A 17,746-nucleotide genomic window follows, 5' to 3' on the forward strand; every position below is an offset into this window, starting at 1 on the left:
ACCGCTGTCTTTTGCTCGCAGCGGCAACACTCTATCGTCGGGAAAAATCGATAAGCAAATGAGGCTCGCTCTACAATCCTCGAATGGCAGCAATTATTCGAGCAATTAGCGTCAAGCAGCCTTTCGCCGAACAGATCCTACGCGGCTCGAAGCGTTACGAGTACCGTACCGTTCCGACAAATATCCGAGAACGTGTCTACATATACGCTTCCCTCAAGCCTCGTCGCGAAGAGGAATTCTGGCGCAAAATGGACAAGTCCGCCGAACAACTGCCAAAGGGAAAGATAGTCGGTAGTGTGCAGATCGTGGGCTGCATAGAGATTGCCGGCTGCAAGTCGAATCGCAAAGAATTTGCCTACAAGCTCGCAAATCCAAAACGCCTTCGTACTCATCTCGTACCGACGAACCAGCCCGGTCCCGTCTTCTGGCGTCCACACTTTTAACGGAATTTGAAGGCCGAACCAGAACTAGTCACCGCCTAGCTTGCAGCATCCCTCGTTTGCTCTTTCGCGTTCCATCGGTCTAGTATCTGATTCTCTCCTCCCCAGGCATTGCGGGCCAGGCACCTCAGAAAACTCCAGGGGGATACTATGGGTCCATCCTGTCTGAACCGGCGTCATTCTAGCTTTCGACTAGCCACAGCAACGTTATTTGGCTTGTGCGCCCTCTCTGTCGCTGCCGCTCAGGCCAACGATCCACTCCTCCCCGGCGTCGTCTACGTCTGCAGCGGCGAGCGCATGTTCATCGAGAACTGCAACGTCCGCGACACCTCCGACACCTCCACCTGCATGGTCGGCCACCCCGACCACATCCAGCCGAACGGCCTCATGCAGTACACCAACGCCACTCGTGGAGCGCTGAAAAAACTCTTCCCCACCTGCACCCAACCATCCACCAGACAGGTCGCCGCCGCAAAGGCCTTCCAACAGAAGCAGCAGGACACCTACAACGCGAACGTCCAGAAAGCCGACACCCAGCTCAAAGCCTCCACGCAACCGATCCCTCAACCCGGCCAACCCGCTCCTCTCAAAAACGCCGAAGAGCGTGAGATGCGCCGCTGCGTCAGCTCCGGCAGGCTACCTTCCAGCTGCACCGGCAACCAACTCCTCGGCGCCTTCACCCAGATGTTCACTCAAGTGACCTCTGCGCTCGCTCCAGGAGAAGTCAAAAAAGAGCAGCCCTCCTCCGGCCCCAATATGGCAGGTGTCTTCGAAGGCCCCGGCCACTGGCGTCTCGACTTCATCGACGGTGGCGTCCTCGTCAACTGCTCCTTCCTCTCACCCAATCAAGAGGCCTATTCCCTAGACTTCAGAGGCGGCCGCGCTGTCCTCACCATCAACACCAGGCCCAGGCCTCTTGTCCTCACCCTCCACGGTACTGAAACCATCACCGGGCCGCCCGGCCCCGTCACCATCGATGGCGTCGTCGCCGGCGGCTATACCCCAGGTACCTCCTCCCCCGGCCACACCGAAACCTCCCAGACCACCACCCACGAAGCCGTCAGTCAAAGCCAGGCCGGCAGCTACAACCAATCCCAGCTCACCTACCAGGGCAATGGCCAATACGACGCCGCGACCACTCACACCAGCAGCACCTACGTCCCCGGCGCATCCACCCCCGGCTCCACCAACTTCGTTCCTAAGCGCGCAACCTGCTCCGCCATCAACCTCTCCTCGAAGGGAGCCGGCACAGGCATCCAGACCATGCAGACAGACCTTCTCAAATCCGTGTTCGGCGGAGACAAAGGCGCACCCGCACCACCCGGAGTCCGCATGCACGGCATCTTCGCCGCACCCACCGGCTTCAGTGTCCAATTCTTCCCCGAGTCCGTCATCCTCGGCTGCGGTCCCGATGCCGCACGAGCCTATCCCTACACGGTCGAGCCTGGCGCAACAGGTGTAGCCATCAAAATCGCCGCCCCCGATCATCCCCTAGCCCTCGCCATCAAACCCGATGGGTCGCTCGACCCTGACGCCTCCGGCCCCTACCAAGTCCACGGACGCGTCGTCACCGGCCAGAACGACAACGACGACTTCACCTTCGCTCCACTCGAACAGACCTGCAACCTCGCCGTCCTCACTCCCAGCAAAACGATTCCCTCGTCGGGCGGCGGCTCCACCATGCTTGCATCTGCTGGAAGTCCGGCAGCATCCCCGGCCAACAACAGCGGCACCCTCTCCTCCTCTGCCACGCCCCTCGGCAACGCCACTCTGTCCATAGTCTCCGGGCTCCCGCCACAAGCCGGCACTCCTAACCCTCTCGCCGGACACCCCTACACCCTTCTGCGCAACAGCGTTGCCGACATACTGGCACAGCAAGGCGTCGCCGTTCCTCCCGGGTCGTCCCCTTATAAAGTCCTCGGCACCGCCTGCGGAAATCGGACCCCTGACTGTCAAAAGATTCTGGATGCGGTCAAGGCAAACGCCGCCTCCGCCATCCGCGCCGACGCCAACGGCAGCGCAACCTTCCCCGGCGTCCCTCCCGGAACCTACTACCTGATGATCTCAGCCCGCTACAACAATCAGGCTCTGGTCTGGGACCACCCCCTACAACTAAAGCCCGGGCCAAACACACTCTCGCTCGATCAACGCAACGCAACTCCGATCAATTGAAGCAAACGACACGTCGGCGGGAGTGCCTGGCACGGAGCAGAGAGACCTGCTTCCAAATCAGGACTGCTTGCACCTCATTCGATGAGAATGATACGCGGTTGTGGTGGCATATGGCTCTTAATGTCTAACCCTCGAAAATAAGAGCGAACCTGACGCACCGGCGCAATCCGTCGGGCGAGTCGCGATTAAGCGGGAACGTACGTCAACCTGACCACGTCCTCGCCAATTAGATCGCTGGCCACAAAGCGGAGTGGCGGCCGAGGACCGGAGAAGAATGGCTTGCCGCGACCAAGTACGACGGGGTGAAGGTAAAGTCGATACTCATCAATAAGACCAAGGTCGGTTAGGCTTCCTGCCAAGTCTGGTCCGGCAACCTCAAATTCTCCGACGTGCTGTGCCTTCAGCCCGCGTATAACCGTCTCGATGTCATCTTCGATAAGCGTGGCGTTGGGCCCGACCGACTTCAACGCGCGCGACACAACCCACTTCGGCTTGCTCCGCCATGCCGCCGCGAAGTCGTGCTCCTCCGCGGCCCAGTCCGGAAGGTCTTCGTCCCAATAACGCATTACCTCATACATGCGGCGACCGTACACAATGCCCGCTAGCTCCTGTATGTGCTCTATGAAGTGACGAAAGAGCGCCACGCTTGGCTTAAATTTCAGATGGTCGACGTAGCCATCCAAAGACTGATTCAATCCATAAACAAGCTTTGCCATGGTACAAACTGCGCCCCGGATTCTTCAGAATAGTTGAGGCGACAATACGCGAGCGTGAGGTTTAGGTGCAAACTGCACGCCGCTTCGTCGGTGTGGCGAATGACCGAAGGGGTTCGCTGGGATCAGTAAAAAGCTCTCGTCTACCTTTACCGATAAGTTCGCCGGGTGTAGCCGAACTGACGGCTGTTATCGTAGAGGCGATGACAAAGATGACAAAAAAGAAAGCAGCAACCGTGAACGCCATTCAGCAGGCTGAACTGATTCTGAAACTGTATGAACTCCGGCGGGAGGCGGTCATGCGTGAAGCGCGCTCCTATGTAGGCGGCGATTTTCTACCCGCATCCGCCAGCGAATTGATCCAGATCGTGAGTACAGGAGACAGGCGCAGTAGTTTTGTTCTTCAGGTGTATGGGTACTGGGAGATGGTCGCTGCTTTTGTAACTAGCGGTGCCCTTGACGCCGAGTTGCTCTATAACACCTGCCCCGAGGTCTACTTCCAATACGCCAAAATTCAGACCTACCTGGCACAGTTCCGCGAAGAGATGAACCTGCCCGAGTTCCTGATAAACGTCGAACAGCTTATCGAAGGATCACGCAAGGGCCGCAAGCGTCTCGAAGCCATGCAAAAGAACCTGGCAGCTATCGCCGAAGCACGAAGCCGCCCTCCAATAAAGCCACGCGCAAAGAAATAACTCCCCACAAAAAACACTGCCCGCCAACGAAGAACCTTGTTGAAAACAACACCCACAACGTTTATGCAAAGGCATTAGCACTTACCGGAAACAGCCCCTCTTGAAGTGTCCCGGAGAAACTTCCAAGCTGACGGTAGTAATGCTGAAGTGCCTGACGAGTGACTCGCCGATTTGGCGTCAACGGAGAATGTCTATAGCTCAAATCCGAGAAATGCGTTCATCAGGACTATCGCGAGTGTCGAGACGTCGGCCTGAGGCTCGGGCTTGTCGCACCTCAGCTGGATCTGGGCACAAATGCAGCGATGGCCGATGAGGCGGTGAGCGCACTATAGTAGAAGCAACATCATGAATAGCGTCTCAGATCTTTCCAGCGGTTCCCAGTCAAAAAATCATTACGAAGTCCTGGATGGCTTGCGCGGCGTCGCAGCACTCCTGGTCGTCGCCTTCCACATCCTGGAACCGAACGACCACGGCATCCGGTTCAACCAGATCATCAACCACGGTTATCTGGCCGTCGACTTCTTTTTCCTGCTCTCCGGCTTTGTAGTGGCCTACGCCTACGACGACCGCTGGCCCCGCATGAGCCAATGGAACTTTTACAAGCGCCGCCTTATCCGTCTTCAGCCCATGATCGTTATGGGTAGCCTCATCGGCGCCGCGCTTTTCTACTTCCAACGAGGCTCTGCCTTTCCGCTCATTGCCACAACTCCATCGTGGAAGCTGCTCGCCGTCATGTTTTTCGGCTGCACGCTTCTTCCGCTGCCGACCCAATTCGATATCCGCGGCTGGGACGAGATGCATCCGCTCAATGGCCCCGCCTGGTCTCTCTTCTTCGAGTACATCGCCAATATCCTTTACGCTTGCTGGCTGCGCAAGCTCTCGACTCGTTGGTTAAGCCTGCTTACAGCACTTTCTGCCATTCTTCTCCTTCACATGCTGGTCACCGGGGAGGGCGACGCCATCGGAGGTTGGGCGCTCAACGGAGCGCAGCTTCACATAGGGTTTGCACGCTTGCTCTATCCCTTCCTTGCAGGCATGCTGCTCATGCGCTCGGGTAAGCGAATTCATGTACGCCATGGTTTCTATCTGTGCAGCCTGTTACTGGTCATTTGCTTTGCGCTGCCGCGCTTCGGTAGTCTTAACCATCTCTGGATGAACGGCCTCTACGAAGCATTTTGCATTATCGCCGTCTTCCCGATTATCGTTGCCATTGGGGCCGGAAATCTGAAGGCCACCGTTGCTTCCAATCGGCTCTGCCGCACTCTGGGGGACATCTCCTACCCGCTTTACCTGACCCACTACCCCCTGATCTACCTCTACACCGCCTGGATTGGGCAAGGCGTGCACAGCCTGGGTCAGCGCGCTGCATGGGGCACTCTTCTCTGGTTTACAGCCGTGGCGATTGGGTATGCCTGCCTCAAACTTTACGACGAACCCGTCCGCGCATGGCTGAGCCGGCGTTTTCTTCAAAGTACTAGCCCTGGTGCAGCAGTCCACATTCCAGGTACCGACCCAGCATTCCCAGTTGATCCAGCACGCTTCTGAACTTGGATGAGGCTTGATGCAGCGCAAGCCTTGCATGCGCTGGGCCACTAGGATCATGCGATTGGGTCTTGGCAAGCCGCATTTGTTTGCTAAATCCAGGTGGGCACAGATCCTCGGTCGGCGATAACAAGACGAGTCACTCATCGAGGCGCGACATCAAACCTGTTTTGCAACTTCTGCTTTGACAGCAAATCGGATATTACCTAGCGATAGATTCGTCTACCCATAAAGTTTCGTACAGTCTCCAGCCGCACCCTCTCGACTCGTCTGTTACTCTTAAAACAGAGAAAGCTGTCGAAGCCCGGCCATTCCAGGTCGGGCTTCCGCACTTAAGAATCACAGAAGGTCCAGACCTAAAGTGTCGCGATCACAGACTTTGCCTACTTACGGTAGGAGGGAAAATACCACCGATGCAGACCGCAAGCCACACCGGGTCGAAGCCGCTACGCCAGTCCCTCGGCCGTCCCTCCGTCATCCTGTCGCTGATACTTTCCACACTTCTCCTCGCGTCCATTCCGGCCCTTGCCCAACTCCCGGCAGGTGCCATCGACACCACCGCTCCCCCGAAAACCGCCGCACAAGACCCCGCCCGCGCTCAGGCCAACGACGCCCTTGACAAGCGGGACTACCCCACCGCCCTCAAAATTCTCACCCCACTCGCTGACAAGAATCCTACCGACGCCCACCTCCTCTACGACCTGGCCTTCACCCAGGACGCGCTCGCTGAAACTCCAGCCCAGACCACCGCCGCTGAGCAAACCTATCGGCGCGCCATCGCTGCCGACCCCGCCTACTTTGACCCCCATCTCGCCCTCGGCCTCCTCCTCGCTCGCGGCGGCCGGCTCACCGACGCCCACAACGAGCTTCAAAAAGCCATTACCCTCACCACCGATAACCCAGCCTTGAAAGGCCGCGCCTACCGCGCCCTCGCCCGCATCGATCAGTCCGTCAATCCCCCCGCCGCCAGCGATGAACTCCTCTCTGCCATCAAAATCACCCCCGAAACCCCAGGAGACATCCTCCTCTCCGGCGAGCTAGCCGAGGCCTCCGGCGACTCCACCGCCGCCGAACTAGCGTACCGTCGCCTCCTCGCCGTCGACCCGCAGAATCACGACGCCACCGCCGCCCTCACCCATCTCCTCCTCCACCAGCAACAACCCGAAAAGGCCGAATCACTCCTGACTGCCGCCCTCGCCAAAGACCCCGATAACCCCACCCTCAACGCCCAGCTCGCCAGCCTCTACGAGCAGCAGGGCAAGACCGCCCAGGCCATCCCCCTCGCCGCCAAACTCCACGCTGCACACCCCGAAGACTCCGCCATCACCCGCCTCCTCGCCCGTCTCTACAGCCGAAACCAGCAGTACGACCAGGCCGCGCCGCTCTACAACGGCCTCCTGACCCGATCCACGCAGGATCCCACTCTCCTCGACGACAGCGCCGATGTTCAGATTCATCTCAAAAACTTCGCCGAGGCCGAAGCCCTCCTCAAACGTGCCCTCGCCCAGACCAGCGCCTTCCCCACCAAAGACGATCTTGCCCAGGCGGCCAGCCATCTCGCCTTCGCAGCGTCCGCAAACAACGACCCCACAACAACCTTGCAAGCTCTCGATATTCGTGGTAAAGTGCAGCCACAGTCACCGTCGTCCCTGTTCCTCGCGGCAACTGCGCACGACAAGCTGCACCACACCAAACAGGCGACCGACCTGTACAAACAGTTCCTCTCCGTGGCAAACGGCCAGTTTCCGGACGAGGAGTGGGAGGCCCGCCACCGCCTCCTCACCCTCGATCACATGAAGTAGGCAAGCGCTCCCTTCGAGGTGCGTGATGAAATCGATCCATCGTTTCGCTCTTCTTCTCTCCCTGCCGCTGCTTCTGTCCTCTCCAGCAACCGCCCGCGCCGCCTCCTTTGACGACAACCTTCCAACCGCCGAAGCTCTTGTCCAGCTCGAACTCCGCGCCCAGCAGGCCAACCCGCGCGACCAATGCTACCTCTACACCGAGCTCGTTCACGTCATGACCGAGGTCGCAGGCAAGCAGATGCTCAACGGCGACGTCGATCAGGCCACCGCGACCCTCAAAAAGGTCAACGCCTACGCGAGGCTCATCCACATGGACCTCGCCAGCAACTCCAAGCGCCTCAAGAACGCAGAAGAGTTGATGCATCACACCTCCTATCGCCTCGGCGAGTATCTCCATAAAGCCTCCAATGAAGATCGCGACACCCTGCAGGCAACTCTCAAGCAGCTCGACCAGGTCCACGACGAACTTCTAGCTCAGGTCTTCAAACACTAGAATCAAACACCAGGAACCGATGCTCCGCAGACTCTCGCTCGTCCTTCTTCTGCTCTCGCTTGCTCCGTGCCTTCCCGCCCAGCGTACCGACGCCTCCCTCTCCGACGGCGAAGTCGAGCAACTCCGAGAGGTCGCTTACTATCCCAATGACCGCGTACTCCTCTTCATCAAGCTCCTCGACGCCCGCAATAAATCCATCCAGGATCTCTTCGCCATTCCACGTAAACCCGGCCGCGAGCAGGACACCCACGATCTCCTCGAACAGTTCACCGCAATCGCAGACGAGCTGAACGACAACCTCGACGACTACGGCCCCCGTCACCGCGACATTCGCAAAGCCCTGCCTAAGCTGGTCGAAGCCACCGAGCGCTGGTCTTCCAACCTGAAGTCCCCACCCGACAACGAGACTTACAACGTCTCCCGCCGGCTCGCCCTTGAAGCTGTCCACGACCTCCACGATCAAGCCACCCAGCTTATCGACGAGCAGAAGGCCTGGTTCCTCGCCCACCCGCCCCCAAAAGAAAACAAGAACGCTCCTCTAGACCTTCCCCGATAGCTTCGAAGAAGTTGTCCTGCCGGACGGGCCTCCTGCGCGGAGTGCGGGCGTTCGCACGCCTTTTTAAAGCTTCGCGTGATCCTCCCGTTGGTCGGAATCATCTTTATCGCGACCAACGGGAGCGCCAACCAAAGGGGTATACAAGTCACGAAGTGACCGCCCTCCGCGCAGGAGGCCCGTCCGGCAGGACAGCCAAGCACGAACCATCCAACGCACCTCCTGCACAGCCTCACCTCTTATAAAATCGTCTTATAGCACCAAGACAAGGACGAAGCCCTGACCACCCCGAAGCATCCCGGCCCCTCCCCCCTGCGCCAATTCCTGCAGCTCTTCTCTTCGCCCTCGCCCACTCTCTTCGACCACCTTCCAGCCCCACCACCCGCAGTCCCGATTCGTCCGCCCACCCTTCGCAAGCCCCGCGCCGCAAAATCCAAGTCCACCGCCTCCACCTCCCTCGTAGCCGTCTTCGAGGAGCAGTACCGCGAACTCCGTCCACGCGCCCCCATCCCCCCACTCGACATTCGCTTCCGCCGCTTCACCTCTCTCAACACCACCATCCGCCTGCGCGAAGGCCATCTCCACGTCCGTCTCTCCGACCTGCTCGAGTCCGCGCCCGACTCCATCCACCACGCCATCGCCCACATCCTCCTCGCCAAGCTCTACAAGAAGCCCATCGCGTCGGTCCACGCCGACCGCTACCGCCGCCACGTCTCCTCTGAGGCAATCTCCCGCCAGGCCGAGCACATCCGCCAGACCCGTGGCCGCAAACGCCTCTCCACCCCCTCCGGCCATCACTACGACCTCAACGAAGTCTTCGAATCTTTGAATATCCGTTTCTTCCACGGACTTCTCGGACGCCCCACCCTCACCTGGTCGGCTCACCACGCCCGCCGCATGCTGGGCCACTACGACGCCGCCCACAACACCATCGTCGTCAGCCGCGTCTTCGACCGTCCCGACACCCCGCGCTGCGCCATCGAGTACCTCCTCTATCACGAGATGCTCCATCTCAAACATCCCGTCCGCGTCAAGGCCGGCCGTCGCTGCGTCCACTCCCGCGAGTTCCAGGCAGAAGAGCGCCTCTTCCCCGAACTCGAAGCCGCCAAATCCTACCTCAAGCGCCTCTAAACCCTTCCCCTGCAATCAGCGCAAACCAAAATTTCATGCGCAGGCATAAAATCCCGTGCTACGATTCCGCAACGCAAATCCACCAGCGTTTCTTGCATCCAGAACTACGCATGAATCGTCGAACTTGGCCTTTACTGCCAATTCGACCAGTCGCACGGGCCTCGTCCTCCAGATATCTTTTCCGTCGGGCGAAAATCCAAATCACGAGAAAGAGCAGGTAGACCCCAATGGATCTCTCCAAACGAGCAGCAGCGGAGTTCTTCGGCACCTTCTGGCTTGTCTTCGGCGGCTGCGGCAGCGCCGTCCTCGCCGCGGCGTTCCCCAACCTGGGAATCGGATTCGTCGGCGTATCCCTGGCCTTCGGTCTCACCGTCCTCACGATGGCCTTCGCCATCGGCCACGTCTCCGGCTGCCACCTGAACCCCGCCGTCTCCATCGGCCTGGTCGTCGGCAAACGCTTCGCACCCTCCGAACTGCTGCCCTACATCATTGCGCAAGTTCTCGGAGCCGTTGCCGGCTCCGGCGTCCTATATCTCATCGCCAGCGGCAAACCTGGTTTCTCCCTCGCCGCCGGCTTCGCCTCCAACGGCTACGCCGACCACTCCCCCGGCGGCTACTCTCTCCTGGCCTGCTTCGTAGCCGAGGTCGTTCTCACCGCCTTCTTCCTTCTCGTCATCCTCGGCGCCACCGACGAGCGCGCCCCCAAAGGCTTCGCGCCAATCGCCATCGGCCTCTGCCTCACGCTGATCCACCTCATCAGCATTCCCGTCACCAACACCTCGGTGAACCCCGCCCGAAGCACCGGTCCCGCAATCTTCGTAGGAGGCTGGGCACTCAGCCAGCTCTGGCTCTTCTGGGTAGCGCCAATCTTAGGTGCCGTCCTCGGCGGGCTCGTCTCCACCGCCTTCTTCGCCGCCCCGCAGCCACCCATCCGCGAAGAGATGGCCCGCGATAAGCCCTAGACAGTCATTAGTCGCGTTCTCCCGTTAGTCGAAGCATGTTTCCGACCAACGGGAGGACCACGCAAAGCGGTATACAAGTCACGAAGTGACCGCCTCGCGCTCAGCGAGCCCGTCCGGCAGGACACAATCCCCTAAGAATTCACCATTTCGCCTTTCAGGTCAAGTTCGAGGATCAGCAGTCAGCTCCGGAGCCCACTGCACCTTCTTCGTCTTCGCTACGCCGATCAGCACAAATCCCACAACGACTGATCCCAGCGCAGCCACCTGCGCATTGCTCATCCCCAAGTAAAGTCGAGGATTCACACGCACAAACTCCACCAAAAACCGGCCTACTCCACTGAGTACTAAATACTCGCCCGTGATCGTGCCAACCGACAGGTTTTTTGTGCCGCGCCGCCATAACCACCATGCCAGCACCAGCGAAAAAAGCAGTTCATACACAGGCGTAGGTTGCACCAGAGCATCAGGAGGAGTCGGGAGCACCAGCGCATTCTTCGCCATATGCACGCCCCACGGCAGAGTCGTGTTGATTCCGTAGTCCCCATCGCCTGAGAGCAGACACCCAATCCGCCCCACACCATACCCAATCGCCGCCGCAGGAGCCGCGAGGTCCAGCATCCGCAAGGGTCCGACCGCCTTCCCCTGAGTACCTTCCAAAGCCCCCTTGAATCTCGCCATCCGACCCTGCCACATCAGCATCGCGATCCCGGCCAGCATCCCGCCAAACCACGCAAATCCAGCCTGAAACCAGTGCAGAAAATCCATCGCCACCGCAAACGGCCGATGCCACCCCGGCGCAATAATCTGCCGATATGCCGCATAAAGATCCGCCGGATTCTGCAGCTCATGCCACGCCTTCGCGCCCAGCACCCCCGCGATCACGACGAAAGCCACGACGTTCAGTGCATCCGCATCCACACCGTTCCGGACAAAGTTTTTATGCAGCACCACCGTCGCCGCCACCGCCGCCAGCCACAACAACAACCCAAACGTACCCAGGTGAATCGGGCCAATATCGATATAGGGAAACATAATCCTCGCTCTATAAAAGTATAGCGGCCTTTGCCTCAGCCCCCTACTCGCGATAGCCTATCCCTTATGTCCACCAGCACGCCCGTCTTTCCCCCCGCAGCAGAGATGGAGATTCTCTTCTCCAAACAACAGATTGCCGACCGCACCCGCGAGATAGGAGCCCAGATCTCCGCCGACTACAAGGGTCAATCCATCGTCCTCATCGGCGTCCTCAAAGGCGCAGCCATCTTCCTCGCCGACCTCGCTCGTGCCATCCAGGTCGACAACACCTTCGACTTCGTCGCCGTCTCGAGCTACGGCCGCGCCCGCGTCTCCTCCGGCGCCGTCAAGCTCATCAAGGACATCGACAACCCCATCGAAGGTAAGCACGTCATCATCGTCGAAGACATTCTGGACACCGGCCTCACCCTCAGCTATCTCCGCGGCCTCATGCTGCAACACAAGCCTGCGTCGCTCAAGATCGCCTCCTGCCTCGACAAGCCCGAGCGCCGCCTCGTCCCCATCGAAGCCGACTACGTAGCCTTCAAGATCCCCAACAAATTTGTAATCGGCTACGGCATGGACTACGCCGAACGCTACCGCGGCGTAGAAGACATCCGCATCTTCCCCTCTGAAGTCGCCGGCCACTAGTCAACGCCACAACATGAAATGCGCAACACGCGCAACAAACGCGCAGGCTTCCTATGCCCGTAACAGAGGAAGCCTTTCGCAGTTACTCCAAATTCAGCGTCCAGATCGTCAACGTCGCCGTATTGTCATCGACCGCCGCCAGGATCGCCTTGTCTTCCGTTGTGTGCACTGCTAAACCGAACGATCCGCCCTGTGCCGGATCCACTGGGATCTCCTTCACAAACCGTCCGTCCTTCGTAACCTCGACGATCTCGCTCGGTTGATTTGCATCGGGGTTGATGCCATCGTTGTTCGTCACCAGCAGGTGGCCATTCGGAGCCATCGCCAGCCCCAGCGCCCCATGCAGATGAATATTGTCCTGGTAGACAATGGTTCCCAGTCCACCATCAGATTTACGATCCGCCGCATCCCGCACCGCGAAGACGGCATTGTCTCCCGTCGAAGCAACAAACAGCATGTCGCGACGGTCGTCGTACACCAGTCCCGTAGGAGCAACAAACAGCGTCACCGGATCGCCGCGGTGAACATACCCCGAAGCAATCGTCTTCGTACTCTCCAGCTTCAGACCACCAGAGCTCACCTTGAAGTCCATTCGAATGACAGTCCCGGTCAGGGCGTTGGAGACAAACGCAATCGCCCAATCTCCACCATCTACCAACGCCATGTCCCACGGCCCCTGGATCGCCGCATTCGTGATGGTCTGTATCAGCTTGCCCTGATTGTTGATCACCAGCAGCGACCCGGGCCCTGCCGTTGCTGCGGTGCCGTCCGCCGTCGGCGCATTCCCGACAACCACAAACCCATACTGCTGCAGCGTTCCCAGCGCCGTAGAAAGTCCAAGCCCCGCTGCACCCTGGAAGAACAAGGTCGGCGATCCGCTCTTCGGCACCCTGACGATCGTCGTTCCCGTCCCCTGCAGACTCATGCTGTTGTTGAAGTTCGAGACCAGAATGTCTCCACGCTTCAACGGCCCGGACCCAGCCTGAAAGTTATCCCCGACGAACGCAACCCCGTACGGATTCACATCCCCATTACTCGGTACCGTTGAGACACTTCTCACCGGGCTCGGCAGAAAAGCATCGTCGCCGTCATGGCGCTGTGCGAGTCCCACTCCAGTCGCACAGACCAACAGCGTAACGGCTGTAAGAGTTTTGCTACAACCAGACCTGCTTCCGTGGCGAAGCAGCGGCGCATCTGTTTCACAGTGCGAGAAACATTCGTAGATTCGCATTTCGTTGTACCTCGAAGCGAGACATTTCTGCCTCGAGTGAGACCACAGCGGCGCCCATCTCTCAGCAGCAAGCGAAACAATAGACCACTCGCATCAACCATGTCCGCCGAAGGCACAACAAGTGACAAAGTATTTACAACTTCGCAAAACAAGCGACGATCGCATCTGATCAGCGACAGACTCCATCATGTCTTACCCGGCATCGATGGGCTGGGCCAGTTCAGAGTCAAAGGAGAACTAGTCGGCACGGTCCTAATCTCCAGCCGCAGACTTTACGTTCAATCTCCCATGAATCATCGACTAACTTCGAAGATCGACCATTCGCGCATCTCTCTCACCGGCAAATACGCCCATCCCAAACTCCTCGGCCAGCAACTCATAACTCCGCAGCCGCTTCTTCTGTTCCCACACAATCGTATTCACGATCAGCTCCCCGATCCCCAACTCCTCCGCCATCGCCTCCAGCCGCTCTCGCACCAGCGCAGGCGTTCCCACAAAGTACCGCGGCCACTCGCCCTCCTCTTGCGGCATATCGCCTAACAGGTACAACTCCCGCGCCGCTTCCTCGGGCGAAGCCACCGGCCGCCGATCCCCCTGGCGAATTCGCCGCTGCAGCAACCGCACGCTTGAAAACAGAAACTCCGCCTCCTCCTGCGTCTCTGCACAGATCACACCCACTGCCGCCGTAGCCTCCGCCGCCTTCCGGTAGATGCTCTCCGTAAACCCACGACGGTAAGTCTCAATCGCCGCCCGCGTATTCACCGGACTGAAGAAGTGCGCAAACGAGTAAGGGAGGCCAAACTCCACCGCCGCCGCGGCGCTCCACATGCTCGACCCCAGCATCCACACATCCGGCGCTCCCGGCATCTCCGGCGAGACCCGAATCCCCGCAAAGGGATGCCCCTCCGGAAACCGGTGCCCTAGAAACGCCAGCAGCTCGCTCACCTGGTCAGGAAAATCATCCAGCATCTTCGTCTTCCGATCACGCTTCAAAGCCAATGCCTCAATCGGCCCACCGCCCGGCGCGCGCCCAATCCCCAGATCCACTCGCCCCGGATACAGCGCATGCAGCGTCCGAAAGCACTCCGCTACCTTCAGCGGCGTGTAGTGCGGCAGCATAATTCCACCCGACCCAATCCGGATCCGCTTGGTCTCCGCACCGATCCGCGCCAGTATCACCTCCGGCGCCGTACACGCCAGCGTATCCATTGCATGGTGTTCCGACATCCAGAACCGACCATACCCCAACCCATCCACCAGCCGCGCCAGCTCAATCGAGTTCTGCAGAGCCTGTCCCGGCATGCTTCCCGCAGGCACCGGCGACTGATCCAGCACCGAAAGTCGAAGCTTTTTTTCTACGTTATCTAAAGTCACCTCTGTTTGATGTTGAACCGCTCAAATCGAATCAACCTCTAGGAACAATATTCGCCTTTTATTCGCTATAATAAGGCATCAGAGAGCCTGGAGTTGCACCTAACCATCATGAACGTTCAACAAAAACTCGAAATCCTCGCCGACGCTGCAAAGTACGACGCCTCGTGCGCGTCATCAGGAGCCAAGCGCAGCGGCAACGGCAAGGGTGTCGGCCACTCCGACGGCATGGGGATCTGCCACAGCTACACCCCCGACGGCCGATGCGTCTCCCTGCTCAAGATCCTGCTCACCAACTTCTGCACCTACGACTGCGTCTTCTGCGTCAACCGCATCTCCTCCGATATCCAACGCGCGCGCTTCACTCCCGACGAGGTTGTCAAACTCACGCTCGACTTTTACAAGCGCAACTACATCGAAGGTCTCTTTCTCTCCTCCGGCATCATTCAGTCCCCCGACTACACCATGGAGCAGCTCATCCAAGTCGCCAAGACCCTACGCACCGAGCATCACTTCGGCGGTTACATCCACCTGAAGGCGATTCCCGGAGCCAGCGAACGTCTCATCGAGCAGGCAGGGCTCTTCGCGGACCGACTCAGCGCGAACATTGAGCTTCCCACCCAGCAGGACCTCGTCCAACTCGCCCCGGAAAAGAAAACCACTGTCATCGAATCCACGATGAACAAGATCGCTGTGCGCAAAGACGAGGCCGACGAAGATCGTCGCAAGCTCCCATCAACTCCGAAGTTCGCCGCCGCAGGCCAGTCCACACAGATGGTCGTAGGAGCCACGCCAGCCACCGACCGCGAGATCCTCAAGACCGCCACCCATCTCTACGGCCAGTACAAACTGCGCCGCATCTACTACACCGGCTTTAGTCCCTACCCCGATGCAGATGCTCGCCTCCCGCTGAAGCCGGCGCCTCTGATCCGGGAGCATCGCCTCTATCAATCCGACTGGCTCATGCGCTTCTACGGCTTCACCGCAGCCGAACTCACCTCCGAAGAAGAACCCTCGCTCTCCCTCACCGAAGATCCAAAGACCACCTGGGCAAAATCCCATCCTGAGTTCTTCCCTGTCGATGTCAACGCTGCGCCGCGCGAAGTACTTCTCCGCGTCCCCGGCATCGGCTACCGCAACGTCGAGCGCATCCTCAGCATCCGTAAGTACCATCGCCTCCTCATCGACGACCTGAAGAAACTTCACGTTCGCCTGAAGAACGCCTTACCCTATCTCATCGCTATCGACCACATTCCTCATCAGCAACCCGCCGCAGATGAGGCGCAACCTTTCACACAGCTCGATCTATTCGCACCTCTCAGCGCACTCACCGGCTCTCTTTAAAACATGAAGCGAATTCTCCTTGAACCCGACTTCAACGCATGGCGTGAAGCAGCACGCGAAGCCCTGCACCTCGGCTATCTCCCCGAGGAACTCGAGCTGCAAGACTCGACTGTCCCCTCCACGCTGGACCTTACCCTCGAATTGGCCGACGGTCCCACCGGCCCTCCAATTACGGCGCCGCACACCTCCAAATCCTTTCTCGAAGCTGCACAGTACGCCGCCGTCCATCGCGATCCCCAGCGCTGGAATCTCCTGTATCGCATCCTCTATCGCCTGCAGGCCAATCGCAATCTCCTTAAAGTCTCCGTCGACCCGGATATCGCCGAACTCGAACGTCTCGAATCGCAGGTCCGCCGCGACCTTCACAAGATGCACGCCTTCGTCCGCTTTCGCATGGTGCTCGAACCGGACGATCTCAACGGCCGCCCCATCGTCGTCGACGAATCCCTCCCCACTGACCCCAATCCGCATCACCTCGTACTCGCCGTACCCACGCCCTTTGGCCTCAACCACACCGCACTTCCCCACTGCGAACCTGATCCTCACGCCACCCCCACGCCCTCCCAGCCCGACACCTGCGAACACTTCATCGCCTGGTACCAACCCGACCACCGCATCCTTCCCCTCGCTGCGCCTTTCTTTGCGGAACGCTTCGGCATCATGCGCTGGACTATTCTTACCCCCGACGCCTCCGTCTCGTGGGACCCTACCGGCAAACAACTTGCCTTCGCTCCTGGCTTGCCTCGCGAGTCTGCCCCCGCCGAAGATGAACTGGAAGATCTCTGGCGCTCCTACTACGCCAGCATCTACAACCCCGCGCGCATCAACCCGGAGATGATGCGCAGCGAGATGCCCGTTCGCTACTGGAAGAATCTTCCCGAAATTTCGCTTCTGCCCGACCTCCTCACCAAATCTCAAAGCCGAGTCTCCGACATGGTCACACGTCAACAGCAACAACCCTCGGCGCAACCTTTCGTCCCCGAAGACCACTCGCTGCCCACCCTTCGCGCCGCACTCCCGGCATGTAAAGGCTGCGAACTTTACCAGCACGCCACCCAAGTGGTTCCCGGGGTCGGAGCAGCCCGTGCCAAACTCATCCTCGTTGGCGAGCAGCCCGGCGATCAGGAAGATCTCCAGGGTCAGCCCTTCGTTGGTCCTGCCGGCAACATATTAGATCGTGTCATGGCCGAACTCGACATCGACCGCAGCAAAGTCTACGTCACCAACGCTGTCAAACACTTCAAATTCATCCAGCGCGGCAAGTTCCGCCTTCACCAGAATCCTCGCATGTCGGAGATCACCGCCTGCCGCCCCTGGCTCCTCGCCGAGATCGACACTATCCACCCCAACGTCGTCCTTTGTCTTGGCGCCTCAGCCTCCAAGTCCTTGCTGGGCGGAACCTTCGCCCTCATGCGCGACCACGGAAAAGTCCTCAGTACCCCCTACGCCAACCAGGTCATCGCCACCATCCACCCTAGCGCAATCCTCCGCGCCCGCGACAAAGACTCCGGCGAGCAGCTCTATCAATTTCTCCGCGACGACCTGGCGTTGGCCTGGCACACCGCACATAAGCCAGCCCTAACCTCGGTATGATAGAAAGTACGCGGCGCGGACACCTCCCCTCGCCGAAGGAGC

Annotated in this window: 17 protein-coding genes; 12 read left to right on the forward strand and 5 right to left on the reverse strand. The window is 59.4% G+C overall.

All coding sequences use genetic code 11. The features are described 5' to 3' along the window. Window positions 1–83 precede the first annotated feature (83 nt). Both HDF08_RS08760 and HDF08_RS08765 read left to right on the forward strand, forming a co-directional pair. Window positions 84–443, forward strand: a complete 360-nt coding sequence (locus HDF08_RS08760) for an ASCH domain-containing protein (protein ID WP_179638084.1) — start codon at window positions 84–86, stop codon at window positions 441–443. A 213-nt stretch (window positions 444–656) separates the two neighbouring features. Beyond that, a complete protein-coding gene (locus tag HDF08_RS08765) occupies window positions 657–2,612 on the forward strand; it encodes a hypothetical protein (protein ID WP_179638085.1) in 1,956 nt (651 codons plus the stop codon). Window positions 2,613–2,797: 185 nt separating this feature from the next. Here HDF08_RS08765 and HDF08_RS08770 read toward each other — a convergent pair whose 3' ends face one another. Further along, on the reverse strand, window positions 2,798–3,328 hold the full coding sequence (locus HDF08_RS08770) for a dihydrofolate reductase family protein (protein ID WP_179638086.1): 531 nt from the start codon (window positions 3,326–3,328) through the stop codon (window positions 2,798–2,800). A gap of 200 nt (window positions 3,329–3,528) precedes the next feature. Between HDF08_RS08770 and HDF08_RS08775 the strand changes: the two genes are divergently transcribed. The 5 genes from HDF08_RS08775 to HDF08_RS08795 all read left to right on the forward strand — a co-directional run bounded on the left by HDF08_RS08775 (window position 3,529) and on the right by HDF08_RS08795 (window position 8,413). After that, window positions 3,529–4,020, forward strand: a complete 492-nt coding sequence (locus HDF08_RS08775; RefSeq protein ID WP_218884530.1) for a DUF4760 domain-containing protein — start codon at window positions 3,529–3,531, stop codon at window positions 4,018–4,020. A gap of 345 nt (window positions 4,021–4,365) precedes the next feature. Continuing rightward, window positions 4,366–5,565 (forward strand): acyltransferase family protein, encoded by a 1,200-nt coding sequence (locus HDF08_RS08780; RefSeq protein ID WP_179638088.1) that lies wholly within the window; start codon window positions 4,366–4,368, stop codon window positions 5,563–5,565. 410 nt (window positions 5,566–5,975) lie between these two features. Beyond that, entirely contained in the window at window positions 5,976–7,364 is a 1,389-nt protein-coding gene (locus HDF08_RS08785) for a tetratricopeptide repeat protein (RefSeq protein WP_179638089.1), read from the forward strand. 25 nt (window positions 7,365–7,389) lie between these two features. Beyond that, the gene (locus tag HDF08_RS08790; RefSeq protein ID WP_179638090.1) at window positions 7,390–7,857 is read left to right on the forward strand and encodes a hypothetical protein; all 468 of its coding nucleotides are present in this window, start codon (window positions 7,390–7,392) and stop codon (window positions 7,855–7,857) included. A gap of 19 nt (window positions 7,858–7,876) precedes the next feature. Beyond that, window positions 7,877–8,413, forward strand: coding sequence for a hypothetical protein (locus HDF08_RS08795; protein ID WP_179638091.1), 537 nt, complete (start codon window positions 7,877–7,879; stop codon window positions 8,411–8,413). A 249-nt stretch (window positions 8,414–8,662) separates the two neighbouring features. Here HDF08_RS08795 and HDF08_RS21960 read toward each other — a convergent pair whose 3' ends face one another. Then, the gene (locus tag HDF08_RS21960; RefSeq protein ID WP_306459673.1) at window positions 8,663–9,256 is read right to left on the reverse strand and encodes a hypothetical protein; all 594 of its coding nucleotides are present in this window, start codon (window positions 9,254–9,256) and stop codon (window positions 8,663–8,665) included. On the opposite strand from HDF08_RS21960, the gene HDF08_RS21965 reads away from it, so the two are divergent. Together HDF08_RS21965 and aqpZ are read left to right on the forward strand one after the other, a co-directional pair. Further along, window positions 9,236–9,541: a M48 family metalloprotease gene (locus HDF08_RS21965; protein WP_306459674.1), complete on the forward strand. Its 306-nt coding sequence runs from the start codon at window positions 9,236–9,238 to the stop codon at window positions 9,539–9,541. The genes HDF08_RS21960 and HDF08_RS21965 overlap by 21 nt on opposite strands. Window positions 9,542–9,768: 227 nt before the next feature. Next, window positions 9,769–10,503: an aquaporin Z gene (gene aqpZ, locus HDF08_RS08805; protein ID WP_179638092.1), complete on the forward strand. Its 735-nt coding sequence runs from the start codon at window positions 9,769–9,771 to the stop codon at window positions 10,501–10,503. 159 nt (window positions 10,504–10,662) lie between these two features. On the opposite strand, the gene HDF08_RS08810 is transcribed toward aqpZ, so the two are convergent. Next, window positions 10,663–11,535 (reverse strand): prolipoprotein diacylglyceryl transferase, encoded by an 873-nt coding sequence (locus tag HDF08_RS08810; RefSeq protein ID WP_179638093.1) that lies wholly within the window; start codon window positions 11,533–11,535, stop codon window positions 10,663–10,665. 66 nt (window positions 11,536–11,601) lie between these two features. Between HDF08_RS08810 and hpt the strand changes: the two genes are divergently transcribed. Further along, the gene (hpt, locus tag HDF08_RS08815) at window positions 11,602–12,165 is read left to right on the forward strand and encodes a hypoxanthine phosphoribosyltransferase (RefSeq protein WP_179638094.1); all 564 of its coding nucleotides are present in this window, start codon (window positions 11,602–11,604) and stop codon (window positions 12,163–12,165) included. 82 nt (window positions 12,166–12,247) lie between these two features. On the opposite strand, the gene HDF08_RS08820 is transcribed toward hpt, so the two are convergent. Together HDF08_RS08820 and HDF08_RS08825 are read right to left on the reverse strand one after the other, a co-directional pair. Continuing rightward, window positions 12,248–13,189 carry a YncE family protein gene (locus tag HDF08_RS08820; RefSeq protein ID WP_373563146.1) on the reverse strand — a complete coding sequence of 314 codons (942 nt, stop codon included), beginning with the start codon at window positions 13,187–13,189 and terminating at the stop codon, window positions 12,248–12,250. A 507-nt stretch (window positions 13,190–13,696) separates the two neighbouring features. Next, window positions 13,697–14,770, reverse strand: coding sequence for an LLM class flavin-dependent oxidoreductase (locus HDF08_RS08825; protein ID WP_373563147.1), 1,074 nt, complete (start codon window positions 14,768–14,770; stop codon window positions 13,697–13,699). Between the two features lie 108 nt (window positions 14,771–14,878). Between HDF08_RS08825 and HDF08_RS08830 the strand changes: the two genes are divergently transcribed. Further along, window positions 14,879–16,111, forward strand: coding sequence for a putative DNA modification/repair radical SAM protein (locus tag HDF08_RS08830; RefSeq protein WP_179638096.1), 1,233 nt, complete (start codon window positions 14,879–14,881; stop codon window positions 16,109–16,111). Between the two features lie 3 nt (window positions 16,112–16,114). Beyond that, window positions 16,115–17,704 (forward strand): UdgX family uracil-DNA binding protein, encoded by a 1,590-nt coding sequence (locus tag HDF08_RS08835; protein WP_179638097.1) that lies wholly within the window; start codon window positions 16,115–16,117, stop codon window positions 17,702–17,704. Window positions 17,705–17,746 lie beyond the last annotated feature (42 nt).

Source organism: Tunturiibacter empetritectus (assembly GCF_013410875.1).
In the GTDB taxonomy this organism is placed as follows: Bacteria; Acidobacteriota; Terriglobia; order Terriglobales; family Acidobacteriaceae; genus Edaphobacter; species Edaphobacter empetritectus.

Coding starts and splice junctions, on each gene's coding strand:
- HDF08_RS08790 (WP_179638090.1), top strand. CDS start 7,390: ATGAAATCGATCCATCGTTTCGCTCTTCTTCTCTCCCTGCCGCTGCTT.
- HDF08_RS08830 (WP_179638096.1), top strand. CDS start 14,879: ATGAACGTTCAACAAAAACTCGAAATCCTCGCCGACGCTGCAAAGTAC.
- hpt (WP_179638094.1), top strand. CDS start 11,602: ATGTCCACCAGCACGCCCGTCTTTCCCCCCGCAGCAGAGATGGAGATT.
- HDF08_RS08775 (WP_218884530.1), top strand. CDS start 3,529: ATGACAAAGATGACAAAAAAGAAAGCAGCAACCGTGAACGCCATTCAG.
- HDF08_RS08770 (WP_179638086.1), bottom strand. CDS start 3,328: ATGGCAAAGCTTGTTTATGGATTGAATCAGTCTTTGGATGGCTACGTC.
- HDF08_RS08835 (WP_179638097.1), top strand. CDS start 16,115: ATGAAGCGAATTCTCCTTGAACCCGACTTCAACGCATGGCGTGAAGCA.
- HDF08_RS08785 (WP_179638089.1), top strand. CDS start 5,976: ATGCAGACCGCAAGCCACACCGGGTCGAAGCCGCTACGCCAGTCCCTC.
- aqpZ (WP_179638092.1), top strand. CDS start 9,769: ATGGATCTCTCCAAACGAGCAGCAGCGGAGTTCTTCGGCACCTTCTGG.
- HDF08_RS08780 (WP_179638088.1), top strand. CDS start 4,366: ATGAATAGCGTCTCAGATCTTTCCAGCGGTTCCCAGTCAAAAAATCAT.
- HDF08_RS08760 (WP_179638084.1), top strand. CDS start 84: ATGGCAGCAATTATTCGAGCAATTAGCGTCAAGCAGCCTTTCGCCGAA.
- HDF08_RS08795 (WP_179638091.1), top strand. CDS start 7,877: ATGCTCCGCAGACTCTCGCTCGTCCTTCTTCTGCTCTCGCTTGCTCCG.
- HDF08_RS08810 (WP_179638093.1), bottom strand. CDS start 11,535: ATGTTTCCCTATATCGATATTGGCCCGATTCACCTGGGTACGTTTGGG.